25 protein-coding genes and 1 pseudogene are annotated in these 24,404 nt (G+C 35.2%); 21 read left to right on the forward strand and 5 right to left on the reverse strand.

Going from position 1 to position 24,404, the window contains the following annotated elements:
* The first annotated feature begins 46 nt into the window (after window positions 1-46).
* The 12 genes and pseudogenes from sdhA to AAGS61_RS06660 all read left to right on the forward strand — a co-directional run.
* Window positions 47-1,792, forward strand: a complete 1,746-nt coding sequence (gene sdhA, locus AAGS61_RS06605; protein ID WP_391369061.1) for a succinate dehydrogenase flavoprotein subunit — start codon at window positions 47-49, stop codon at window positions 1,790-1,792.
* Between the two features lie 17 nt (window positions 1,793-1,809).
* Window positions 1,810-2,583, forward strand: a complete 774-nt coding sequence (gene sdhB, locus AAGS61_RS06610) for a succinate dehydrogenase iron-sulfur subunit (protein WP_391369064.1) — start codon at window positions 1,810-1,812, stop codon at window positions 2,581-2,583.
* A gap of 220 nt (window positions 2,584-2,803) precedes the next feature.
* On the forward strand, window positions 2,804-3,235 hold the full coding sequence (locus AAGS61_RS06615; RefSeq protein ID WP_391369066.1) for an acyl-CoA thioesterase: 432 nt from the start codon (window positions 2,804-2,806) through the stop codon (window positions 3,233-3,235).
* A gap of 69 nt (window positions 3,236-3,304) precedes the next feature.
* A complete protein-coding gene (locus tag AAGS61_RS06620) occupies window positions 3,305-3,526 on the forward strand; it encodes a helix-turn-helix domain-containing protein (protein WP_391369069.1) in 222 nt (73 codons plus the stop codon).
* Window positions 3,527-3,600: 74 nt separating this feature from the next.
* Complete coding sequence (locus tag AAGS61_RS06625) at window positions 3,601-4,044, forward strand: MarR family winged helix-turn-helix transcriptional regulator (RefSeq protein ID WP_391369072.1); 444 nt, start codon at window positions 3,601-3,603, stop codon at window positions 4,042-4,044.
* Between the two features lie 16 nt (window positions 4,045-4,060).
* On the forward strand, window positions 4,061-4,855 hold the full coding sequence (gene racE / locus AAGS61_RS06630; RefSeq protein ID WP_391369074.1) for a glutamate racemase: 795 nt from the start codon (window positions 4,061-4,063) through the stop codon (window positions 4,853-4,855).
* A 130-nt stretch (window positions 4,856-4,985) separates the two neighbouring features.
* Complete coding sequence (gene rph, locus AAGS61_RS06635) at window positions 4,986-5,747, forward strand: ribonuclease PH (RefSeq protein ID WP_391369076.1); 762 nt, start codon at window positions 4,986-4,988, stop codon at window positions 5,745-5,747.
* Window positions 5,744-6,334, forward strand: coding sequence for an XTP/dITP diphosphatase (locus tag AAGS61_RS06640; protein ID WP_391369078.1), 591 nt, complete (start codon window positions 5,744-5,746; stop codon window positions 6,332-6,334). The genes rph and AAGS61_RS06640 overlap by 4 nt, the downstream gene beginning before the upstream one ends.
* A 23-nt stretch (window positions 6,335-6,357) precedes the next feature.
* Window positions 6,358-6,861, forward strand: a complete 504-nt coding sequence (locus AAGS61_RS06645) for a metallophosphoesterase (RefSeq protein WP_391369081.1) — start codon at window positions 6,358-6,360, stop codon at window positions 6,859-6,861.
* Window positions 6,862-7,134: 273 nt separating this feature from the next.
* The gene (locus AAGS61_RS06650; RefSeq protein ID WP_391369084.1) at window positions 7,135-7,281 is read left to right on the forward strand and encodes a DUF2639 domain-containing protein; all 147 of its coding nucleotides are present in this window, start codon (window positions 7,135-7,137) and stop codon (window positions 7,279-7,281) included.
* 870 nt (window positions 7,282-8,151) lie between these two features.
* Window positions 8,152-9,699, forward strand: coding sequence for a zinc-ribbon domain-containing protein (locus AAGS61_RS06655; protein WP_391369087.1), 1,548 nt, complete (start codon window positions 8,152-8,154; stop codon window positions 9,697-9,699).
* Between the two features lie 220 nt (window positions 9,700-9,919).
* Window positions 9,920-10,885 (forward strand): annotated as a pseudogene (locus AAGS61_RS06660) (transposase); the annotation flags it as partial.
* A 260-nt stretch (window positions 10,886-11,145) separates the two neighbouring features.
* Here the strand turns inward: AAGS61_RS06660 and AAGS61_RS06665 are convergent.
* Both AAGS61_RS06665 and AAGS61_RS06670 read right to left on the reverse strand, forming a co-directional pair.
* The gene (locus tag AAGS61_RS06665; RefSeq protein ID WP_391369089.1) at window positions 11,146-11,355 is read right to left on the reverse strand and encodes a hypothetical protein; all 210 of its coding nucleotides are present in this window, start codon (window positions 11,353-11,355) and stop codon (window positions 11,146-11,148) included.
* Window positions 11,352-12,332 (reverse strand): MvdC/MvdD family ATP grasp protein, encoded by a 981-nt coding sequence (locus AAGS61_RS06670; protein WP_391369092.1) that lies wholly within the window; start codon window positions 12,330-12,332, stop codon window positions 11,352-11,354. Before AAGS61_RS06670 ends, AAGS61_RS06665 begins: the two co-directional genes overlap by 4 nt.
* A gap of 799 nt (window positions 12,333-13,131) precedes the next feature.
* Here AAGS61_RS06670 and AAGS61_RS06675 point away from each other — a divergent pair.
* Together AAGS61_RS06675 and AAGS61_RS06680 are read left to right on the forward strand one after the other, a co-directional pair.
* A complete protein-coding gene (locus AAGS61_RS06675; protein WP_391369095.1) occupies window positions 13,132-13,818 on the forward strand; it encodes a hypothetical protein in 687 nt (228 codons plus the stop codon).
* Window positions 13,815-15,599, forward strand: a complete 1,785-nt coding sequence (locus AAGS61_RS06680) for a hypothetical protein (RefSeq protein ID WP_391369098.1) — start codon at window positions 13,815-13,817, stop codon at window positions 15,597-15,599. The genes AAGS61_RS06675 and AAGS61_RS06680 overlap by 4 nt, the downstream gene beginning before the upstream one ends.
* Window positions 15,600-16,052: 453 nt before the next feature.
* Here the strand turns inward: AAGS61_RS06680 and AAGS61_RS06685 are convergent, their stop codons facing one another.
* Together AAGS61_RS06685 and AAGS61_RS06690 are read right to left on the reverse strand one after the other, a co-directional pair.
* Window positions 16,053-17,156, reverse strand: a complete 1,104-nt coding sequence (locus AAGS61_RS06685; protein WP_391369100.1) for a copper resistance D family protein — start codon at window positions 17,154-17,156, stop codon at window positions 16,053-16,055.
* A 3-nt stretch (window positions 17,157-17,159) separates the two neighbouring features.
* On the reverse strand, window positions 17,160-17,714 hold the full coding sequence (locus AAGS61_RS06690) for a copper resistance CopC family protein (protein ID WP_391369103.1): 555 nt from the start codon (window positions 17,712-17,714) through the stop codon (window positions 17,160-17,162).
* 552 nt (window positions 17,715-18,266) lie between these two features.
* Here AAGS61_RS06690 and AAGS61_RS06695 point away from each other — a divergent pair.
* Complete coding sequence (locus AAGS61_RS06695) at window positions 18,267-18,536, forward strand: effector binding domain-containing protein (protein WP_391369106.1); 270 nt, start codon at window positions 18,267-18,269, stop codon at window positions 18,534-18,536.
* Between the two features lie 200 nt (window positions 18,537-18,736).
* Here the strand turns inward: AAGS61_RS06695 and AAGS61_RS06700 are convergent, their stop codons facing one another.
* Window positions 18,737-19,129, reverse strand: a complete 393-nt coding sequence (locus AAGS61_RS06700; protein WP_391369109.1) for a RidA family protein — start codon at window positions 19,127-19,129, stop codon at window positions 18,737-18,739.
* Window positions 19,130-19,791: 662 nt separating this feature from the next.
* Here AAGS61_RS06700 and AAGS61_RS06705 point away from each other — a divergent pair.
* From AAGS61_RS06705 to AAGS61_RS06730, 6 genes are all read left to right on the forward strand, one after another.
* On the forward strand, window positions 19,792-20,643 hold the full coding sequence (locus AAGS61_RS06705; protein ID WP_391369112.1) for an ABC transporter ATP-binding protein: 852 nt from the start codon (window positions 19,792-19,794) through the stop codon (window positions 20,641-20,643).
* Window positions 20,636-21,367 carry an ABC transporter permease gene (locus tag AAGS61_RS06710; RefSeq protein ID WP_391369114.1) on the forward strand — a complete coding sequence of 244 codons (732 nt, stop codon included), beginning with the start codon at window positions 20,636-20,638 and terminating at the stop codon, window positions 21,365-21,367. Before AAGS61_RS06705 ends, AAGS61_RS06710 begins: the two co-directional genes overlap by 8 nt.
* Before the next feature lie 20 nt (window positions 21,368-21,387).
* The gene (locus AAGS61_RS06715) at window positions 21,388-22,071 is read left to right on the forward strand and encodes a response regulator transcription factor (protein WP_391369348.1); all 684 of its coding nucleotides are present in this window, start codon (window positions 21,388-21,390) and stop codon (window positions 22,069-22,071) included.
* Window positions 22,072-22,076: 5 nt separating this feature from the next.
* Window positions 22,077-23,093, forward strand: a complete 1,017-nt coding sequence (locus AAGS61_RS06720; protein WP_391369117.1) for a sensor histidine kinase — start codon at window positions 22,077-22,079, stop codon at window positions 23,091-23,093.
* A gap of 369 nt (window positions 23,094-23,462) precedes the next feature.
* Window positions 23,463-24,107, forward strand: coding sequence for a copper amine oxidase N-terminal domain-containing protein (locus AAGS61_RS06725; RefSeq protein WP_391369119.1), 645 nt, complete (start codon window positions 23,463-23,465; stop codon window positions 24,105-24,107).
* 19 nt (window positions 24,108-24,126) lie between these two features.
* The gene (locus AAGS61_RS06730) at window positions 24,127-24,387 is read left to right on the forward strand and encodes a hypothetical protein (protein ID WP_391369122.1); all 261 of its coding nucleotides are present in this window, start codon (window positions 24,127-24,129) and stop codon (window positions 24,385-24,387) included.
* Window positions 24,388-24,404: the final 17 nt, after the last annotated feature.

Below are 24,404 nucleotides of genomic sequence, written 5' to 3' on the forward strand. Positions count from 1 at the left end.
GCTATATATTAAACTTTTAGCAATGTTAGAGGAGTGAGAATCAATCATGGCAAAGAGCAAAGTAATTGTTGTCGGTGGCGGTCTTGCAGGCTTGATGGCAACGATTAAAGCTGCTGAAATTGGCACTGAAGTTGAATTATTCTCATTAGTTCCGGTAAAACGCTCACACTCTGTATGTGCGCAGGGCGGAATTAATGGTGCAGTTAATACAAAAGGTGAAGGGGATTCTCCGTGGATCCACTTTGACGATACAGTGTATGGTGGGGACTTCTTAGCAAACCAACCACCAGTTAAGGGAATGTGTGATGCAGCTCCTGGTATTATCCACTTAATGGATCGTATGGGTGTTATGTTCAACCGTACGCCAGAAGGACTACTTGACTTCCGACGTTTCGGTGGTACATTAATGCACCGTACAGCATTCTCAGGTGCAACAACTGGTCAACAGTTATTATATGCATTAGATGAGCAAGCTCGTGCTCACGAAGTAGCAGGTTTAGTAACAAAGTATGAGCACTGGGAGTTCCTTGGTGCAGTACTTGATGACGAAGGTGTATGCCGTGGTATCGTAGCACAAGATTTAAGAACGGAAGAAATCCGTGCATTCCGTGGCGATGCAGTAATCATGGCTACTGGTGGTCCTGGTATTATCTTCGGTAAAACAACAAACTCTGTTATCAACACTGGTTCTGCAGCATCTATCGTGTATCAACAAGGTGCATCTTATGCAAACGGTGAAATGATTCAAATTCACCCAACAGCGATTCCTGGTGACGACAAAAACCGTCTAATGTCAGAATCGGCTCGTGGTGAAGGTGGTCGTGTATGGACGTATAAAGATGGTAAGCCATGGTACTTCTTAGAAGAAAAGTACCCAGCTTATGGTAACTTAGTACCACGTGATATCGCAACACGTGAAATTTTCGACGTATGTGTAAACCAAAAGCTTGGTATCAACGGCGAAAACATGGTATACCTAGATCTTTCACACAAAGATCCACATGAATTGGATATTAAACTTGGCGGTATTATCGAGATTTACGAGAAATTCGTAGGGGATGACCCACGTAAATTACCAATGAAAATCTTCCCAGCAGTTCACTACTCAATGGGTGGCTTATGGGTTGACTACGATCAAATGACAGAAATCCCAGGTCTATTTGCAGCTGGTGAGTGTGATTACTCACAACACGGTGCGAACCGTCTTGGTGCGAACTCATTACTTTCAGCGATTTACGGTGGTATGGTTGCAGGACCAAACGCTGTTAAATACATCAAAGGCCTTAAAAAGCATGCAGAAGACTTACCAGAGTCAATTTATGAAGCACGCGTAAAAGAAGAAACTGAGAAATGGGAAGCAATTCTGAAGATGGACGGAACAGAAAATGCTTACCTTCTACACAAAGAGCTTGGTGAGTGGATGACAGACAACATGACAGTAGTACGTCATAATGACCGTCTAGAAAAAACTTACGAAAAGCTTACTGAGTTACAACAACGTTGGGAAAATATCAATATCAATGATACTCAAAAATGGTCTAACCAAGGTGCTCACTTCACACGTCAGTTAAAGAATATGTTATACCTTGCTAAAGTTATGACAAAAGGTGCTTTACTACGTGACGAATCTCGTGGTGCTCACTACAAACCAGAGTTCCCAGAACGTGATGATGAGAACTTCTTAAAAACAACTATGGCTAAATTCGACCCAGCAACGGGCGAGCCAATCATTTCATATCAAGAGGTAGACGTTTCGTTAATTCCACCACGTAAACGTGACTACTCAGCGTAAGGGGAGGAGACTTAAACATGGAGACAGCTAACACTGGCAGAATGGTAGATGTTGAGATCCTTCGTCAAGATACTGAAAACGGTTCAACTCGATGGGAGAAATTCCGCGTACCTTACCGTCACGGTATGAACGTAATCTCAATTTTAATGGAGATCCAAAAGAACCCTGTCACTGCAGATGGTAAAAAGACAACGCCTGTAGCATGGGATATGAACTGTCTTGAAGAAGTTTGTGGTGCATGTTCAATGATTATTAACGGTCGTCCACAACAATCTTGTTCTGCATTAGTAGATAAATTAACTCAACCAATTCGTTTAGAACCAATGGCGACTTTCCCAATAGTACGTGACTTACAGGTTGACCGTAGCCGTATGTTCAACGCACTTAAGAAAGTAAAAGCATGGGTGCCAATCGATGGTACGTATGATTTAGGTGAAGGTCCACGTATGCCTGAACGCAAACGTCAATGGGCTTATGAATTATCTAAATGTATGACTTGTGGTGTATGTATGGAAGCATGTCCGAACGTATCTGAAAAAGCTGATTTCATCGGCCCAGCACCATTATCACAAGTACGTTTATTCAATACACATCCAACAGGAGCAATGAACAAAGACGAGCGCCTAGCTGCAATTATGGGCGACGGTGGTCTTGCGAACTGTGGTAACTCACAAAACTGTGTAGCGGCTTGTCCTAAAGGGATTCCTTTAACAACATCTATCGCTGCATTAAACCGTGCAGCTACAGTACAAATGTTCAAGAACTTCTTCGGTTCAGACCACATGGTTTAATACACAAAAAACTGCTTAGAGGACAACCTTCTAAGCAGTTTTTTTGTTTGTTGTACTATACTTTAACCTATGCCGCTTCAAATAAGGCTGTGTTCAAAACTTTTATATGGTAAATCCAATGAAGCGAATAATATCTTCTTCTGTTTTATTTCATGTTATAATGAATGGGTATTCATTCTTTGGGATGGGATGAAAGAACAGATAAAGGGGAGGATGTATCATGAAGGCAAAATATATTGAAGATTTACAAACATGGGCAAGTGAATTTGAATTTTCGGTTGAAGTACAAGTGCGATTTTCTGAAACGGATATGTTTGGGCATGTGAATAACACCGTTGTGTTTACATATTTAGAATTTGCGCGTATTGAATATTTAAAGGCAATGGGTTTAATGGGCAAAGAAGGCGATATTCCAGTTGTTGCGGATCTTCAATGTGACTACGTACGACAAATGTATTTCGATGAAAAAATTAAAGTATATGTAAAAATAGCGCAGATCGGATCGAGTTCTGTAGACATTCATTACTTAGGAAAGAACGAAAAAGGCGAGATCGTATTTACTGGGCGAGGCACAATTGTTCAAATGAATGTGCAAACGGGCAAGGGTGTACCGTTTACCGAAAAAGAAAAACAATTATTGCTTGGGAAATAGTGAAAAAGCCCTCACCTCACGCCATTTCTAACATAATGTACAGGGAAGAGGATGGGAGGTTGTTGCTAAATGAGTAGCCAGCAGTCAGGTTTTCTACTTACGAAACGAGAGCGTGAAATTTTCCAACTGCTGATTGAGGATTATTCCACAAAAGAGATTTCTAAGAAGCTACAAATTAGCGAGAAGACAGTGCGGAATCACATTTCAAATACAATTCAAAAACTAGGCGTTTCAAGCCGAACTCAAGCACTTGTTGAATTACTGCGACTACAAGAATTGTCTTTAAACTGAATGCACACTTGCTATTTCAGCAAAAACAATTCAAAATAGACGTATGAATGTATTTTGAGGAGTGAATGGGTCACATGAATGACAGCAGTAAACATAGCTTTGAATCAGTAGCTTCGCTAGAAAAAGAATTACGTTATATTTCACACCTAATTAAGCAAAAAGGTCGTGAAATTTTAAGTAATTATACGATCACACCTCCGCAATTTGTGGCTTTGCAGTGGTTACATGAATTTGGGGATATGACAATTGGGGATTTATCGAATAAAATGTATTTAGCATTCAGTACGACGACAGATTTAGTTGATCGTATGGAGAAAAGTGAGCTAGTACAGCGTGTTCGAGATGAGCAAGATCGCCGAGTAGTACGCATTCATTTACTTCCAGAAGGTGAGCGTATCATTGAGGAAGTAATTGAAAAACGTCAAAATTATTTGCGTGAGTTGCTAGAAAATTTCGAAGTAGCGGAAGCGCAAGAGTTACTGCAATTATTACAAAAATTACATTTACTAATGAAATAGGATTGAGGCGGTACATGTGAATGCCCCGATTGGTGTTATTGATTCAGGTGTTGGTGGCTTAACAGTAGCAAAAGCGATTATGGAGCTTTTGCCAAATGAAACAATTTATTATATTGGCGACACAGCGCGTTGTCCATACGGTCCGCGCTCAAAACAGGAAGTCCGTACATTTACGTGGCAAATGGCAAAGGCGCTAGAAAAAATGAATATCAAAATGTTAGTGATTGCGTGTAACACAGCAACTGCTGTGGCACTAGAGAGCTTACAAAAAAATATGCCGTTTCCGGTACTCGGTGTTATTAACGCTGGTGCACGAGCGGCTATCAAAAAAACAAAGCGCAATGAAATCGTGGTTCTTGCAACAGAAGGGACTGTCAAAAGTGCAGCTTATGAGCAGGCCATCCATTCATTGAGCACAAAGGCGAAAGTAATTCCGCTTGCTTGTCCTACATTTGTTCCGCTTGTAGAAAGTGGAGAATATGAAGGGCAGTTCTCTTATGATTTAGTCAAAAATGGGTTAAAGCCATTAGAGGATGAGCGGTTTGATACGGTTATTTTAGGTTGTACACACTACCCCATTTTGCAAAAGCAAATTGAGGCAGCGGTTGGACCGGAAGTGCATGTATTATCTTCAGCAGAGGAAACAGCACGTGATGCAGAGGCGATCCTAGCGTTTAATCATAAGCTGCGTCAAGATACGTCCCCGCCAGAACATAAATTTTTTGTGTCAGGTTCGGTACCGATTTTCCGCTCTATCGTGGAACGCTGGTTAGAAAAAGAAAACCTAGATATCCAACGTATAAAATTTTAACTTACACTCGGTCGATGCTTTCATCGATCGAGTTTTTTAGTTGTCCTCCCGCGTTTTTGGGGGAGTGGTGCCTTTCGAACATTTCGAAATTATGTTAAGATAAGTGCGCTAATATACAAGGAGGTCTACTATGACAAGACATGATAACCGAGCTGTGAATGAGTTACGTCCAGTTCAAATTGAAAAAAATTATTTAATGCATCCAGAAGGTTCCGTATTGATTACAGTCGGAAATACGAAAGTCATCTGTACAGCGACAATTGAAGAAAAAGTACCAGGATTCTTGCGTGGTCAAGGCAAAGGCTGGATTACGGCTGAATATTCAATGCTCCCGAGAGCGACTGCACAACGTACACAACGCGAATCATCGCGCGGTAAAGTGAACGGACGCACAATGGAAATTCAACGTTTAATCGGCCGAGCATTACGCGCCGTTGTGGATTTAGAAGCATTAGGTGAAAAAACAGTATGGATTGATTGCGATGTCATTCAAGCAGATGGTGGCACACGTACAGCATCGATTACCGGTGCATTTGTAGCCATGACACAAGCGATTGCGAAATTGGGTGAAGAAAAGCCGTTTACAACATTCCCCGTTGTCGATTACCTTGCTGCGACAAGTGTAGGTATGATTGATGATATCGGTGCTGTACTAGATTTAAACTATGTAGAAGATGTGGATGCAGCTGTTGATATGAATATCGTTATGACAGGTGCTGGACGCTTTGTTGAATTACAAGGCACAGGGGAAGAAGCTACATTCTCACGTGCTGAACTGAACGAATTGCTCGCATTAGGTGAACAAGGAATTGCTCAGTTAATCGAAATGCAAAAAGAAGCATTAGGTGAAGTCTCTGCCCTTGTAGGAGCAAAGGGGGAAAGCGCACAATGAAGCAAGTAGTCATAGCGACAAAAAATAAAGGGAAAGCAAAAGATTTTGAAGCGTTATTTAGTCCCCTAGGCTATGAGGTTGTTACCATGTTTGATGTTGCACCGGATATGGAAATTGAAGAAACAGGTACAACATTTGAAGAAAATGCCGTGTTAAAAGCTGAGACACTGGCAAAGGCGTTACATACTATTGTGATAGCAGATGATTCAGGGCTTGCAGTGGATGCGTTAGATGGCGCGCCAGGTGTTTATTCTGCGCGCTATGCAGGCGACCATGATGACGAGGCAAATATCGTAAAAGTGCTTGAAAACTTAGCTGGCGTGCCTGAAGAAAAGCGTACAGCGCGCTTTATGTGTGCTTTAGCGATTGCTGGTCCGGCATTAGAAACAACGACTGTTTTTGGTACTTGTGAAGGCATTATTTTAGAAGAAAAGCGTGGAACAAATGGTTTTGGCTATGATCCGATTTTCTTTGTGCCTGAATTAAATCGTTCGATGGCCGAACTAACACCAGAAGAGAAAGGGGCTATTTCCCATCGTGGGAATGCCATCCGCAAACTAGCAGACCTTTTACCAACTTTATTATAGTACGTCAGAAGGGAGGTGTCGGGATGAAGTTATTAGTGATGAGTGATACACATGGGGATGCGGAAGTGATTAAGAAGGTTCGAGACAATCATCCACAAGTAGACGCGGTTGTACATTGCGGGGATAGTGAGCTGCCTTATGATCATGCTTATTTAGAAGGTGTCGAGCGTGTGCGCGGTAATTGTGACCGAACAGACGAAAGATTTCCAAATGAAAAGGTGTTTGAATTAGGGGAAACAACTGTGTTTGTTACACATGGCCATCTCTTTAACGTGAAATCATCCATCCTTTCTTTAATGTATCGTGCGAAGGAAGTAGGAGCAAATATTTGCTGCTTCGGTCATTCGCATTTATTAGGTGCAGAAATGATTGACGGTATTTTGTTTATTAACCCTGGTAGCTTATTAAAGCCACGAGGGCGCGCAGAAAAAAGTTATGTCATCGTAACTATCGTTGATCACAGTTACACGGTGCAATGCTTTACTGATGATAGTGAATTATTGGAAACCATTGAATTTACACGATAATGTATGGGGCTGTCCGAAAAGTTTTACTTTTACGGACAGTGCTTCGTTCGTATGTTCAATAGCCGCTGCAGGCGGTGCTTCTGCGGTGGTAGAAATAAAATTTCCACCATCCTCGGCGCAAAGGGAGTGTCCCAGAATACCTTCTCGGACACTCCCTTTGTGCCGAAAAAAGTTGGAGTAAGGCGTAATGTAAATCATTCACCAGCATATGATAGATACGGAAAACGGCTTTTGTTTTGATGAGGGCCATTAAAAGTAAAAGGGGACTGGGGAATGCACAAGTACTCTAAAGGTTGGTATGTGAAGGAATTGCGCACAAATGGTGTGAAAAAGCATCCACAATTTAGAACCCATCTAGGACTTTTCCGGACGGCGGAGTTACGGAATTTATACTTTAAACTAGTAGCAAAAGACGAATAAAATGAAACAAAAAACAGGTTAGAAGCTTTTCTAAAATTTCTAACCTGTTTTCTTATGAACTTATGTTTAAAGGTGAAAAAAGCAATCAAATCAGCTTCTTTTTTTCTGATGCATCCAGGATTATTCTATGAAGGCAGCTCATTTAAAAAGTGTCGAATAGGGGCAGTATAATAAGTGGATGCACCTTGATAGGCTGCACACAATGAATGCGAATAAATAGTATTTCTATAACGTAATGATTATGCGTATTATAGACATGATTGAATTCTATTGCAGTGAAACGAGGCAATCCTTCCCTACATAGTAAAATTCATGTTGACTTTTTGATGTGAAGCGCATATAATAAATATTGTCCTTCCTACTGGATTGAGTAGGGATTTAGACATGTCTCCATAGCTCAGCTGGATAGAGCAACGGCCTTTAAGTAATAGGAGCCTTTATATGGAAAAGTAACATATAAAGTGGACGACACCGTATCGGTAAACCCTTAACAGATGATGCTGATGGCAATACCGAGGAAACGAGATTAGTCGAAGAGCGGTTAGCAGGTAGATTAGTCGTTGCCTTTTAGAAGGTGAGAGGTTCCGTAGAGACTGAACGTGTCGCACCTGAAATGGTGAAGTTACAGTCCAGACCATCAAACAATGATTGCATTGGTAGTGAAAACTATAGTGGTAAGCTAAGCCGTCGGTCACAGGTTCGAATCCTGTTGGGGACGTACTAAAAGCATCTTTTATGATCTTGATCATAAAAGATGCTTTTTTCTGTAGTTTCAAATCAAAAAATTACTATGGGCTCCACTTGTTTTTAAAGGTTATAATAATATTGATAAGAATATATGTTCTCTAGTTCTTTCTGGAGGTGAGAATTGTGTTTTTTACCGAGCAGAGCTTTATATTACCGCTAGTGTGGGCACAGAAGGTAATTATTCCTTCTCTTAAAAATCCTTTTTATAATAGGGAAGAATATAAACGAGAGGGAGAAGTTTTAGGACCTTTTAGGATTCCATCAGAAGCTGCGAAAGCATTAGGGATTCGAAATAGGACGAAAGTAAACGAGGTATTAAAAGGCAATAAGATGTCAATCCAAGGTTATACTTTTTGGTATGAAGGAGAACGTACGTATTCATTTAAATATCCGAATATTAAGGCGTTTAAAAAAGAACATTCATTTGAACAAGTAACAAAACATACAGCGCAAACATTAAGAGAGAATCTACAACGAGTAGGTTTTGATGTGATAAAAATTTATTCTATTAAAGGAACAGAAACGAAAATTGAAGTTCCTTGTAGCGGAGTAGTGTGTAAAGGTACATGCAAGAAAATATATAAAGATTTGATTTCTGATGAAAATCCTCCTTATTGTAAACATTGTTTACCGATTATAAAATCTATTGTCCAAATGAACAATGAAGGTCCTTCCTTTCTTTATGAAGTCCGTCCGGATTTAGAGCGATATTATGATCAAAAAGAAAATGATAATAAACCTTTCTCTTATTGGAGAAAGGGGAGTAAAACAAAAATAAAATTAACATGTGTAGAATGTCGTTGTATTCAAACGGAAGAGGAGGCAACAACACCTAACAAATATACATCTAGAAAAAACAGTGGAGAGTTTTATTCTAATTTTACTTGTCCGATATGTAATTCTTTAAAAGTTAAGTTTCCTCAAATTTCTGAGGAATGGGACAGCCTAAAGAATGGGATGTTGTGTAGTAAATTACCTTATGCTAGTAATCGTTATTATTGGTGGAAATGTAAGAAGGGACATGAATGGAAAGCAACAGTTGCTTCACGCACATATGCATTAGCGAAATGCCCTCAATGTGCACTAAGTATGGGTGATTCTGAAAATGGCGTATTGATGAAGAAAGTCATTCAATATATTTTTAACGAGGGTAAAGTTGATGTAGAGGTACCAGTGGCAGACACCCTATTTCGCAATGATTGTGTAGTACAACTTAAAAATGGGCAACGCATTGTATTTGAGATGCAAGGGGATTTTTGGCATTATGACGAAAAAAAGTTGGTAAACAACAATAAGGAGCTTTACCATAAAGATACAAAGAAGCTTGCAGTAAATCGCGCACATGGGGATCTTGTGTTTCTGATAAATGAGTATGATTTTAACTTAGGTCGAAATGCGATAACAGAAGAATTGATGGCATTTGCAATTAAGGACGTTCTTGATTATGTAGAGAATGCCCAATACACAGTTGGTTGTGATATCGTTTATAATAAGCGGAAATGTCAGTTCGCTTTAAGAAACAGACAAGCATATTATGTAAGCTTATACAATCAAATTCATCAGACTAAATACAATGAAAATCTGCATCCGAAGGCACAAGGATATGCAAGATTTCAAAATATGTGGAAGGTGTTTGAGGAGAAAAGTGAATATGAAACTCGTGTTAAATAGCGCCATCTCGTTTAGAGTGAGCGCTTATTTTGATGGGTAGGGGGTTCCTCTATCGAATAGATAATGAAAGTTTATTGTGGATGTTGGCGGGGAGATATAAGGATTACTGGACATCCTTGGTGATGTTAAATTTGAATTCGCTTTAACAAACATATGAGGATTGATAGTGGAGTAGAGAACTCATTATACAGATTAACTCATAGCTCTTGTATAGCCGCAGGAAAAGTTTCTGAATGATAAGCACCTAAGTTTTGACGCGACACATTTTGAAGCTCGCGATGCGTCAAAACCATCTGAAAAAAAAGAAAAAGCACCGAAAAAATGTGGACGTAAATCGAAAAAAGAACGTGAGGCTTGGCTTGCAGAACAAGCTGAAATCGAGGCCAATCTCACTACTTATGAAAAGAAATTAGAAGCCCAATGAACGATTCCAACACCGACACTTTGGCAAGACATCCCGATCGAACCCAACTGGGGCGTCAAGAAAAATAGTGACGGTAAAAACACGTTCTGGTTCGGCTTTAAAGGGCATTTAGCTGTTTCAACAAAAAGTCAGTACATTGTGGCACGCTTGATGTCGTCCGGTAGTTTAAGTGATAGTAAAGCAGCCATACCCCTGTTAAAAAAGATAGCAGAAGTCATACCAAAACAATTTTCAACCACTATTTTTGATGCAGGATATGATTATGAAGCGATTTACCGACAAATCTTAAATCAAGACATGAAAGCAGTCATTCCATACGTTAAACGTCGTGAATCCGAAATCTTGGGCTTCGATGAACATTTTCGTCCAACATGTGTACGTGAGCATAGGTACTGTTACGATAGCTTTGACGAGAAATACTCAAGTTTAAAATTTACACGTCCAAAAGAATGTGCAACGTGTCCATTACGCGAGGATTCACTGTGTCAAAAAGTCTTTAAAATCAAATGTGAAACGGATATTCGCCAGTATACGTATCCAGCAAGAGGCTCCGCATCATGGGATAAACTGTACAAAGAACGTACAGCCGTTGAACGTGTGAATGCCTACTTAAAAGAATATGTTCAATTAAATAATGTCCGTCATCGAACAGGGAGAAAAGCCAAGCTCCATTTCAATATGGTGACGTTTATTTATAATGCCTGCAAATTAGCCGTTGATCGTTTGAATGCACAATTAAATGAACAAAACACAGCTGCTTAATTTTTAAAAAATGAAAATCAAGAAATAGGGTTAGTCTAAGCTCTTGAAAAAATCGATTTATGAAATTTATTCATTTTGAGTATTTTTAAAATTTAAGCTAATTTAATGCAATGCTAGTGAAGATGGGTATAAGAACTATTTTATTAGCTACAATCAAAGCCGTTTTTTAATATAAATGAAGTTAAAAAGAACAAATCCATTGAAAGGGATTCGTTCTTTTTATAAATACTAAATCAAGAAACTTCATTCTTTAAGGTCTATTATGCAATATGCATACCTTCATTTGGTCTATCACTATCCGAGCGACTATCCTTTTCTGCCGCATATGTAGACTCGCGTGAAGAAGTAGATTTACCAGAAGCATAGATGTCCGTAGCATTTGGGTTGCTTGGCGTCCAAGACCAGCTGTTATCAAGCTTTTGCTTATCTGTAGTTGGCGCTTCTAAGAAATTTAATGCGAAAACTTTCATTGTGTTGTCACCTCCTTTACATTCATGCTTAACCAATCTGCAATACCTTTAGAAATTTCTAAGCCAGTTAAATCTTCAATCCATAACCATTGTCCAAAACAATTTATTTCTAGGAAGTACCATTCGTTGTCTGGGGTTACAATAAAGTCTAATGCACCGTAATTTAAACCAAAAAGATTCATTAATTTAGTTACTTTATTTTGAATGTCGCTAGGCGGATTGATTGAGAAGTGAGGTGTGTTTGGTATGTCGTATCTTCGCCAGTCAATATTTGCTTTAGTAGATTTTTGTGAATCGATCTTACAGACAAAATGTTTATCTCCAACAACGGTATATCTTACTTCATAACTTTTTGGGATGTATTTTTGTAGGACAATGGGATTTTCACCAGAAACATTGAAATTTCTCTCAAGATCTTGAGAGTTAATTAAATTTACATATAATCCTTCGTATAATCCTTTTTCTGATTGATAGAAATCTTGAGCCATCATTTTAAATACAACAGTTACATGTTCGTTTACAAAGTTTAATAAATCTTGTTTATCATTAGAAATTAATGTAGGAGGCAAATTAAATCCTACAAGATTTGCATTTTCCATTTGTAAATATTTATTTTCCCCTTTGTAGGCTAAATCAAGTTTATTTAGCCAAATCTTATCCTTCAACGTGGAATAAAAACCATTAAGTGTCTTGTTCCACTCATTTTTCCAAATTTGGAATCCGGTTGAATGGTTATTTAATTCTTCTAAAGTTAATTCAACAAAGCCTCTTCTAGCCCAAATGATTTCAATCTCATCAGACGTAGTTAATGATGAGTTTTGTTTAATCTCCCAGGTTGAATTTTTAAACGTTAATACAGAATTTTTTAAAGCAGCTGTATCAAGATTAAATCTAAAGAAATTTACAGATTGCTTTTCTAAATGTTTTATTACCATGTCGACATGAATATCGAAAGAATCTGTTAAAATAAGAATCATACTTGCACCTACCTTTTATTATAATTATAGTTAAAAAAGGTAATATTTTCATCTTTTAAAATAAAATCATTCTATAGTGTTTAGTTGTGTTTAATCTTTAAGAAAAATTTGTTGAAACTTTCATTTATTTATTTTGAAATGATTTTTCTTCTTGAAAATTTAATTAATTCGATGTAAAAATACAATTTTTATAAAAGAATATAAAAACTCTATGTAAGGTTTTATTTAGATTATTTCTCACAATGAGCAAATACCAAAACATAAATTACCATTTGATTAAGTGTTACTTTCCGCTCCGAAATTAGCTTTCCGCGGGCAAAATCAATTCTTCTCGTTGCAGGGCTTGTTTGTCTCGCTTTTCCCGTCGGAGTCTCGTGCCTCCGCTACAAGTAACTATTGTTCCATAAAATAATCCATTGCTAAAAAATAATTAAAGGCACTCATTGATGAAAGTAAAGGCTGGTCCATTATACCTACAAAATGAAAGAAAATAATTTCTTTTACATAAGCGAAATATTTTTCTAGCACATCGAGAAGTATTCACTTTTGCTGTAGCGCGCCATAGCCACAGGAGCCACAAGCGCAGAGGCTATGATACTACTCTCTTTTAATACCTCTTACTATTAAATTGATATTTTTAGGATTTTTTTTTACTCATTGCTAGTTATTTATAATTATTATAATAAATTGAATGAATGGTAGATAAAAACATGTAAATTATGGTATTGTCTAATTGTGTTGAATAATATAGAAATAATTCGAAAGTAGCAAATGATAATTAAATTGGAGGATTCAAGGTATGTCTTATACAAAAAAAGTATTTGAGGATAACATAATAAAAAATGTACAACAAATAGTTTCCACAACTGTTGAAAGAAATAATATTATGCCTCTTGTAGATATAATAGATAGTACTTTTGAAATCTTAGAAGGAATAAAAAAATTCGATTTAGAGATCGGAGAATTTTGGAATGAAATAACATCTGATATTATAGCAAGTATTAACTCTGCTACTTCTGGATTTTATAGACAAGGTATAATTACGCTAAGAAGTGTGTTAGAGCTTGGGTGTATGTCCTTATTCTATTATGATCATCGAGTGGAATTTCATTTATTTAAAGAGCATGATGCAATAGCGGATAAATATGTAAGTAAGCTTATAAGAGAATATAATTTTTTTACAACTAAATATATAAATGCTTTTTGTAAAAATATAAGAGAAATAGAAAATAAAGAGGATTCAGTCAGTAATTATTTAGGTACAACTTATAAAAAATTAAGTGACATTGTACATGGTAGATATAAGACACTAACAAAAAAAGAAACATTAAAGATTGAGTATAGTCAGGAGTACTTTAGCGACTTTATAAAACATTTGAATTCTGTATTAAGTATACTTGCAACAATGTATATATTAAGATTTGGTGATAAAACAAATTTAAAAATAGTTGAATTAGCAAATAAATCAAGGACGGTGGCATTATGAGTGTACTAGAAAAATCATTAGGAGACTATATAGCTGATAGAACAGAAAGTTTAGATGATGAGTTTATAAAAGAATATTTCATCGAATATAGTAAAGAAAAAATTCAGAGATTAACTGATTCTGAACAGTATATTTTTGAAGGGAGTAGGGGTATTGGAAAAACAATGCTAATGAAATACGCTGCTTTGAAGGTCAATGAAGCATTTGAAAAAGATAGTGTGTTAGGAGTATGGGTAAGTTTCGAAGAATCAATTCGATTGGAAAGAATAAAGATGATTAGGAATGGAATTGATCCCTTTTTACAATGGACAATGGGCAAGATATTGTTAGAGATATTAATAAAGATTCAAAATTTAAGACCAGACAATATTGACAAAATAAATGAAAGACTATCAAGTATTTTTGGTTCGGAAGAATCTAAGAATAATCACTCTTTTTATTATCAATTACTTTCTGATTATATTCATGTATTAGAAACAGGAGATATCGAAGACAATATAGCACTAATAGATCAAGCGCCGTCAACTCAATTAAGTAATATATTAGATAATCCAAATAGTTTTAAGAGTTTTTTGAAAAATTTAATTAATGATTTTAAACTTAAAAGAATAGTATTATTATTTGATGAAGCAGCGCATGTTTTTTCTTTCAGCCAACAAGAAAAGTTTTTTTCATTCTTTAAAGGACTACGAGACCCTCAAGTAGCATGTAAAGCAGCTGTTTATCCAGGTATAACCAATTATGGTAAGTATTTCGAAAGAGGGCAAGATGCTAAAGAACTAAGTTTAAGTTGGTTCCCAAATAACAAAGATAATTTAAATTATATTAAACAAATACTAAAAAAGAGAATACAAGGTTATGATCAGAAGTATTGGCAAATGTTATCAGTAAAAGCAGAAATAATAGACATGATTTGCATTTGTAGTAATGGAAATCCTCGCTTCGCTTTTCATATAATAGATGAATTAGAGAGTAGTGGTGTGTTTAAACAAAAGAGTATTCCTTCGCAAAAAGTGGTAAATAGTATAAGGGTGGTTCTTGAAACTAAATGGAAAGAGTTTAACACTCTTAAGAATCGATTAGTTAAATATAAAGAATTTATCAATCAAGCAGAAAAGTTAGTAAAAGAATTTTTAATACCGAACTTAAAGGAATGGAATAATAAAAGAAGAGGTAAGGAGGAGAAACTTTCAAGTGGTTTTTATGTTGCTACTAGCGTATATGATAAAATACCACAGGTCTTTGAGGTATTAGCTTATTCAAATCTTATATCTATTGATTATACAAAAAAGAGTATTAAAAAAGGACACTTTGGATATTTTATGTCTTTTAATCCAAGTATTTTAATATCCGATGGAATAATAAAAGATGTAGAAGAAATTCAAAATATCTCAATTGCTATTGAAAATAATCAAGCATATTATCCAACTACACAAATGATGACACAATTAATTGAAACTCTAAAAGTTGAAAACGAGTTCCATTGCATTAATGCTAAATGCGATTTCAAAACTAATAATGAAGAATATAGTTTTTGCCCAAAGTGTGGTAATGTAATGGAAATACCAGAGTTAGAACATGAATCTTTATATAAAATTTTAAGAAGTCATGGTATTGATAATCTAAAGTTGTCTGAGAAAATCATTAAAAGGTTAGGTGAAAAGTTTTCAAATATTGGAGAAATATATGATGCAAACATAGATGATATAAGAATGAAATATATACAAGATGTAAGAGCAGAAAGAATAAAAAATGCAGCTATTGAGTACATGGCAGGTTAAAAGAGGTTCATTTTATTTAATTGCATTTATGAAAATAAGACGACTCTTATTGTTTGGGAAACTTTTTTATTTCAGCTTTATCAGACCGCCCCTATACGTTTATATGGTAATTAATTTCCATTAGTAGAGGGGGTATATCACTAATCAATATGATGAAGAAAAAATCATAACTTCAATATTTAAGGGCGAGTTTAGTGTGCTTATGTAAAAATCCACTTATGTTTTACTATGTTCTGAAGCGTGGTTTGTTATGGGTCTATAAATATTTCTATCTATCAAAATTTGCTTTATATTTTTCTCCTCCACACTACATTTCCCCATACAAAAACTGCATCTTCCATTGTTAGTGTTTACCTAACAATAGAGATGCAGTTTGCATGTATAAGGAGATGTTCCTCCCGTGAATCTGATAACCAATTTCAGAGGAATACCTGCATAAACAGCTCCTTCAAACTACAAACAATACCCAATAAAATTAAACACCACAATAGACATGAGCGCAAAATAGACGCAAATGACAATAGCGGCACCCATCAGCATGGGGATCATTACTGGTGCATTTTTGAAAAAGCTCACTAATAGTAAGACGATGAACACCGCGGTTAAAACGAAGAATAACAAACCAAACCAATTCATTTGCAAGTGACCTGTCATGCCTAATTCAAGAGGTGCTGTATAAACAAATTGGAATAGGCTTGATACGGTTTCCTCTGTTAAAAATTCGATCGGTGGTTCTTGTTGACTGAATATCGCCGTTACACCGAATATGGCTAATAAAAGGATCGATTCAAGTCTTGCCCAGCGAATCGGATTGAAGCCAGGCTTCGATAACTTCAGTTTGATAAGTAAGCCGTTAATTAAAACATAAAACACAAGCGGAACTAATAGCAAATGCTTAATGAGTAAGCCTTGCCCATAATCCGTTGACCATCCTGTTATATAATCAGGAACTAGTATATCTGTCAGAAATATCCCGCTGAGTGCTGTTGCTCCAAATGCTGTCATGGCAGTGGGAGAGAACCATTGTAAAAATTGTGTCCAGTTCTTTGTATCGACCGAGAACCAACTAATCACAAATACTGTGCCGACCCACACGCTGACCGCCGCAAAATGGATGAAGTCAAAAATGAACCCTAACAATGGCTCCGTCGAACTTGCATGACTTGCCCAAGCGACAGCAGCTATTACAAGTAGCACTTGCAATGCGCCGAATATAGATAAGCCTAATGAAAGGCGTTTATTGAACACCTTCAAGTAAATCATCAGCACAACAGAAAGTAATACTGTGATGTCCCATGAAAAACCAATTTTATACGAAACTAAAACATTAGCTAAGCTTGTAAAGAACCCGAAATGGGGTTGTAAAATAAGCACAACTTGCAAAATTGGCATAAACGTAAGTAGTGGAATGGCCATTGCACTTATGACTAACCACTTACGTTTAATGTGGACAGTTGGTTTATAGTCTTCTGGAATTGCTTGTACAATAAATGCCCCTAACAATAGCGCAAAACAAAAGTATAACAATGCTTGACTGAGTATTAATAATAATGTCATCGTTTATTTTTTTCTTTTTAATAAAAGAATAGCGCTCGCTATAATAATAGCGGCTAAAAGACCTAATGCTATAAATAGCGTGTTAGAGGACTGTGCTTTTTCTGTAGACTCATTTGCTGCTGCTGTTTGTTCTGAAACCTCTTTTGTTGCTTCCTCAGTTTGTGTTTCTTCTATTAAAGTAATATCTTCTTCCGCTGTTGTTTGTGGCACATTTACGGTAAATGAAAATTCACCTGTTAGCGGATGACCGTCTTCACTAATAGTAGTCCAAGCCACTGTATACTGGTCGTTTTCTAAAGGCTGAGCAAGTGTACCTGTTAAAACGCTATCTTCTATAGAAAATGTTTCAACTTCGATGTTTTGTCCTTCAGAAGATGTGATGTCAAAGGAACTGCCTTCCTCAATTTGTCCCTCATAAGTTAAAGAGATGCTGGAGAGCTCTGTCGTTACTTCTGATCCATTTTCTGGATTTGTGCTGTGTAAATGTGTATGTGCATCAACACCTGGTACATTTACAAAAATTGCTAGGAATAAAGCCGCTAAAGATGTTTTTTTCAAAACAAAATCCTCCCTTTTCAAAAGAAAATATCATAAATTTATCAACGCTTATTGTATAGGATAAATGTGAAATTTAAATGAGATATAGCTTGATCAGCTATATATTTCTTTCTTAGGATGTGAACATTATGTGAAAATTATAGGTTTTTATATAAGTTGAATTTATTATTTGAATACTCGTAATGAGCAAAAATACATCCTAAAAATGGCTCATCACTGTAACTTGGGATTGATTTCCGCTCCAAATTTATTTGCGACGAAAGCGTAGCGGGGCACGGAGGTACGAACGACGAGGAGAATGTGCCATGTATGGCAACCCCGACTTTTAGTGGTGAATACTTATTTTCCTTTTTATTAACTTTTAAATAAAATTTTGCGCATAAGAACAAATGTTTGTGTAATGGTTGTAAGGAGGCGATAGATATGGAGTTGAATGTAGTAGACAGCATTAAGACAAATAATTTTGAAGACCCTAATATGGCGATAGTGATAGGAGAGCTTTGGTAACGCGCAGGAGCAATCTTACATGGCTATGAAGGTACGGTATATGGTGTGTATGATACATATATGTCTAACTATAAGGGTGATTATCGATTGTCAGTTGCGGTAGAATCTTCTAACAGTGGCGAAACTATTAGAATAAAGGATGAACAACAATATCGTGTATTCTCTGTAGATAAAGAAATCGAGCAAGGTGTGTATAAAATGTGGCAAACAATATGGGGGCTTGAAGAAGCTGGAGAATTGCAGCGTGCTTATACAGTAGATTTTGAAAAATATACATCAACAGGTGATATTGAAATTTATATTGCTTTAAAATAAAAAACTGTAGCAACACTATGAGGAAATAATCAAACTGTTTTATAAAGTGATGATATTTAGCTCAAACGAAAAACACCATTTTGATCAAACTTTTTTTCAAAATGGTGTTTTTGAATTTGCTGGGTTTGAATAGAGTTTTTTAATCAATCTTTATTCTAAATTCACAACAGGAATAGTAAAACACTGTTCCTTTTTTGTCATTAAGTTTCAGCACACCATAGTTCAATTTCTATTTTTAATTCAGGCAATCCTAATGCTGATATATATGCAATTGTCATAGATGGGAATTCACTATCAAAAAACTTATCCCATTTAAGGTCGAAATAATCCCAATCTATCTCTTCAGTCGCCCAGATATTAACCTTAATAACGTTCTTTTGAGACAACCCCTCTGATTCAAGAACCTTTTTCATGTTTGTAAAAGTATTAGTTATTTGGTCGTTTAAACTCTTCGGAATATTGCCGTTCATATCTGTTCCTATTTGACCTGATGTTACTATTAAGGCTGCCCCTTTAGGCACTCTAGTGATATGACTGTAGTCGCCTACTGGTTTTGGCATTAGCTTAGGGTTTTTTCTGATAATTTTTTCCATAATATTACCTCACTCATTATAAATTTTCTGCATATCTTTTTAAATAATTAGGCAGACTCCACCAATTATTATTTTTCTAAAAGAAAACTGCAGTCGAGTACCCATAACCCATAGATAAAAGCACAAGTATTTTCTTTTTCATGGTATGGACACTCCCTTTCTTTATAATGTAAGTAAAAGTATATGTTACAAAATTTGTAATAGTTTTTATAGAATCGATTTTACCATATTAGAGTATATGTTAACAAAATTTAATTGAACATTTTGAAAAAGATACACTTCAACTAACGGGAGCTTTAGTAAATTGAGAATTAGGCTTTTTATTGTGAAATTTCAATTATAAACGCAATTTCCTAATACTGATTTAGGAAGAGATACTTAGTCTACATTTTTATTTTACAAAAATCATATTGATTAATATTTTTTTAATAATCATGAATTATAGTACAGATACAATACAAGTCAAAGGGGTGTAATTATGGGGAAAGTGTTCATAGTGCTGGCAATTGTTTCATTTCTACTGTCTGTTTCCTTTTTTATATTTGAAATAGTGAAAAATGGATTTAAAAACAGTAATTTCAAACCAGCATTAATATTGTTTGTTGTTTACATCATGAGCATAATATCATTTTTAATTATATATAACACTTAGGAGGGAAGAAATGATAACTTTGAAAAATGTTTCATTCGATGTAAATGGGAATACTATTCTAAAAAGTATCAATCTTGAGTTGAAAAAAGGGAAAGTGTATGGACTATTGGGACCAAATGGGGCAGGAAAAACTACGTTATTTAAAACGTTATTAAATACAATTAATTATAAGGGGGACATTCTCAGAAAACCGGATAATCTAACAATTGGAAAGTTAATCGAATACCCTGCCTTTTACCCTAATTTAACCTGTATAGAAAACCTGAAATTACATGCATCATATGCTGATATTGAGCAGGATGATTCTAGCATAAATGACTTACTAAGGTTAGTCGGGTTAGTTGATGCTAAACAAAAGAAGTTTAAAGAATTATCCATGGGGATGAAACAACGATTGGGTGTGGCAAAAGCCCTAATGGGTAGTCCGGATTTATTACTGTTGGATGAGCCTACTAATGGGTTAGATCCTATGGGTATGAAGGATATGCGGGATCTTGTAGAAAGGAATCTTAAAAACAAAGATAGAATAATATTGATCTCGAGTCATAATTTAAATGAAGTTTCTTTGATTACAGATACTTTGTTATTCATGAGAAACGGAGAAAAAATCTTGGAAATTGATAATGAAGAAAATATATATATGTATGGAAAAGTACAGCACATAGAAAATAATCTAAAAAAAGATATTACATTACTTGAAGACAATAAAAAAGAAACCTATTTCATTGCAAGTGAAATGAAGTTTAATGATTTACTGGCATATAAGGATTTTATATACAAGGACGTACAAAAACTTACTTTGGAGAACTTATATATCAAGTTGATGTCTTCAGATTTAATTGAGGTGACAAGACATGCTTAAGTTAATTAAAAATGAATGGGTTAAAATAAAAAGCGAAAAAGTAATTCTGGTAATTGTGGTGCTTAGCTTGATTCCATTACTAATGAACTTTGCTAACTTTGCCATAAATAATAGAGATATAAGCCTTGATAGTGGTTTTTACTTCACCTACTATAATCAGTCTTTTATGATGTTGCCGATCATTTCAAGCGTGTTAATCTCCTTTGTTTTTTATATTGAATTTAAGAACAAAACATATTTGGACTGGATAACTTATAATATCCCATGTTTTCGGCTACTTTTTTCCAAAATCTTTGTATCCTTAATTATTATGTCAATTATCTTTTTAATACAGTTACTTATTTTATGTGTTTTTTATTTTTTTGTAGATGGTAGGATTAAAGATATACTGCGTTTGATTTACTCTTATACAACCCTGAACGCAATAGTTGTGCCGACTATAATATTAACTTTCGCTGTAATTATTCAATTAACGAAAAATGTAGTGGCAAGCATCTCTATTGGGATAGGAATCACTTTATTGTCAATGATTCTAATGGCAGCACCTTTTTCATTTTTCATACCTACAGCATTCGGGTATAGACTGGGATTACATCTAATTGATAATGAATTTTACTATGAAGGGGGTATGTCATCAACTATTATAGGTATAGGTTTGTTTATTCTAATAAATTCTATTATGCTGATTATAAATTTAAGAATAATATATATAAAGAAGCTATAAAGAGGAGAAGAAATTTGGCCATGGAAGACACACTCAAAAAATTAAACATTTTTGTGCTTGAGGATGATCCCACTATATCAAAGTTCTTACATGTATTTTTGAATGATTATTTTAATAAGGTTATTGTGAAAACGGATAATCGATTTAACTACTCGGATTTTGGCAATATAGATATATTTTTATTGGACATAGAAATACCATTTGATAATGGGTATGAGGTTTGTAAACGGATTAAAATGATTTATCCTGAAAAGCCTGTTATTTTTCTTACAGCCCATAGTCAAATTGATGACAAAATCAAAGGGCTGGAGTTGGGAGATGACTTCATACCTAAACCGTTTGAACCGTTAGAACTTATTGCAAGGCTAAAAAACTTGCTGCAAGCCAGGTATATTCATCTTGTCTATTTAAATGATATAGTTGTCAATAAGCAAGCACATATCATTTTAAACAGTGAAACAAGAACCGAAATACCATTAAGCAAGACGGAAAAAAAATTATTCTTTTACCTATATGAAAACATTAATATTAGCTTGTCAAGGGAACAAATAATAAATCATGTGTGGGAAGGAAACGATCAAAATAATCAAGCAAATTCCTTAAACGTTTACATAAATAGTTTGAGAAATAAAGTGGATATTGAGGGCAAATTGATCCAAACCATCTATGGTTATGGCTATAAATTATCTGTACCAAAGGAATGATGTTATTGAATAAAAAGCTATATCTTTTCACGCTTATCTCGATTATGTTCTTCCCAATTGCCTTTATGATATCGAACTATATTGTATTAGGTATCCATCTATTACATGATTATATAAAAGGAACAGACACTCCTTTCATAGCATACGAAAAGTATATATACGTGTTTTCCATTTTTTTTGTTATGATTTTATTATATGTTGCATTTCTTTCAAAAATCATAATTAATATTTCATCTGAAATAAGCTTTCTTTCCAATTTTATTAGAGATATAGCTAAAGACCAAAACTATCCAGAACCTGTCAAGATTCAAATGTTAAAGAATATCGAAATGAAACACCTTGGTGAGTCAGTGAATATATTAATTAACAGCTTAAAGTATAATCAAGATAAATATAAAGAATCGGAAGAACTAAGGAAAAGGTACTTAGATCAACTGGCACATGATATTAAAACACCACTATCTATCATTAAAATTAATTTATATTACCTACAAACAGGACAAAACATCAATGAAGCAATAAAAGAAATAAATAAAAATACAGATACTATATCTACCCTAAGTGATCGGATATATCACAAAAATTACTTGAACTCTGATTCAATAATTACCCACAGGTCACCAATTAACTTGGAAGAGTCCATCAATCAGTTTATGGAGAAGTGGAAGAACGCTTTAAATCATAAAAAAATAAAATATCTATTCAATATAGAACCTGATATTATTTGGACGTTGGATAAAGTATGGTTTGAAAGACTTTTCGATAATGTATTACAAAATGTTTTATATCATTCTGAAGCTAATCATTTAACAATAGAAGGTTCTAAAGAAGAAGGTAAACAGAAGCTGATTATAATGGATAATGGGGTAGGCTTTAACCCAATGGAAAAACTTCATCAATCAAGTCGAAAAGGATTGAATATTATTAATGAGGTTCCTAAGTTATTAAACCTTCACATTTCAATAGAGAGCAATGAATCGGGTACAAAAATTATACTTACTCATACCGATCATAGTAACTAATAAAAGGTTTTTTATCGTTACAGAAAGAGATATAACTGTCTCGCAAACGTGCGCTATTATTGAGCAACACTTTTAGGAAATAATCAAACTTTTTTATCCATGTATCATTCTTAGCTAAAACGAGAAGCTCCATTTTGGTCTTTTTTTTCAAAATGGAGCTTTTTTATGTGCTGTTAAATAAGGGATGAATAGAATTTTTTTATCAAGCTTTATTACAAACTAACATTTGCGCATTCCTTTACTAATCAACAATTTGAAAAATAAGTGTAGTCTTGAAAAAATAATACACTTGAATGGTTTTTTATGTATTTTTCAGGCAATTATCATTTTCCCTATATAAAATGACGTTTATAGAAGGGAGTGGATGAAGTGAATTTTAAAAAATTTGGATTAACTTCAACGATTGTTATATTAGTATGGGCCCTTGCAAATGGAGGAATTGTCAAGGCGGACGATGATGACTACTACGATGATGACTATGAGGACTATGAGGACTATGAATATGATTACGATGAAGAATATGACGATGACTACGACTACGATGAAGAGTATGAATATTACAATGACCAAACAGATGTAATAACAAATATGAACACGTGGCATATTTGGACAAGAACGACCGTCGTTAATAAAGGAGAGCTCCCTTTTCACGAAACGAAATTAGTTCAATTTAAGCTGGAAAATGAGGGGGATGCCTTGTCACTTTATGTGATTCCTTTAGATGGAGAATTATTTGTTCCAGGTAAAGCGATTGCTGAAATGTTAGGTGCCGAGGCAACACTTTATGATACAAGCGAAATATTAGAAGTAACTACTAGGAATACGGAATTACTATTTCGTGCCGGGACAAATGTGGTCTATGATAACAAACTAAAATCACCTATGCCAGCTACTGCTTTTTATATGAACGATCATGTATATATACCGATTAGTGTTATTACCAATGGGTTAGGGTATGTAGCAGAATGGCAGGAAGAGAGTGACACGGTCGTATGTAAGTCGTTAGCAATGTAAAGAACGGGGAGGGGATACAATGAAAGATCAAAAGAAATCAAAATGGATATTAGGTACATCCGGTGTAGTATTGTCTGCAGTGCTTTTAACCCAATTCAATGATGATGTACAATCGGAATCCACAATCACGGCGCTCAATTTGGCAAATGAGCAAACAGAAAACATGTCAGCGCGTGAAAAAGAGCTTGCTCAATTGGATTGGACCAATTTTGAGATTGTTGGAGTGAACCAACCGCAACCGGATCGTATACAAGTGGACCGAAGAACGAGAAGATCTTAAATTTTAAAGTGAGATGA

The sequence above is a fragment of the Lysinibacillus sp. KU-BSD001 genome (assembly GCF_042920265.1).
GTDB lineage: Bacteria > Bacillota > Bacilli > Bacillales_A > Planococcaceae > Lysinibacillus_B.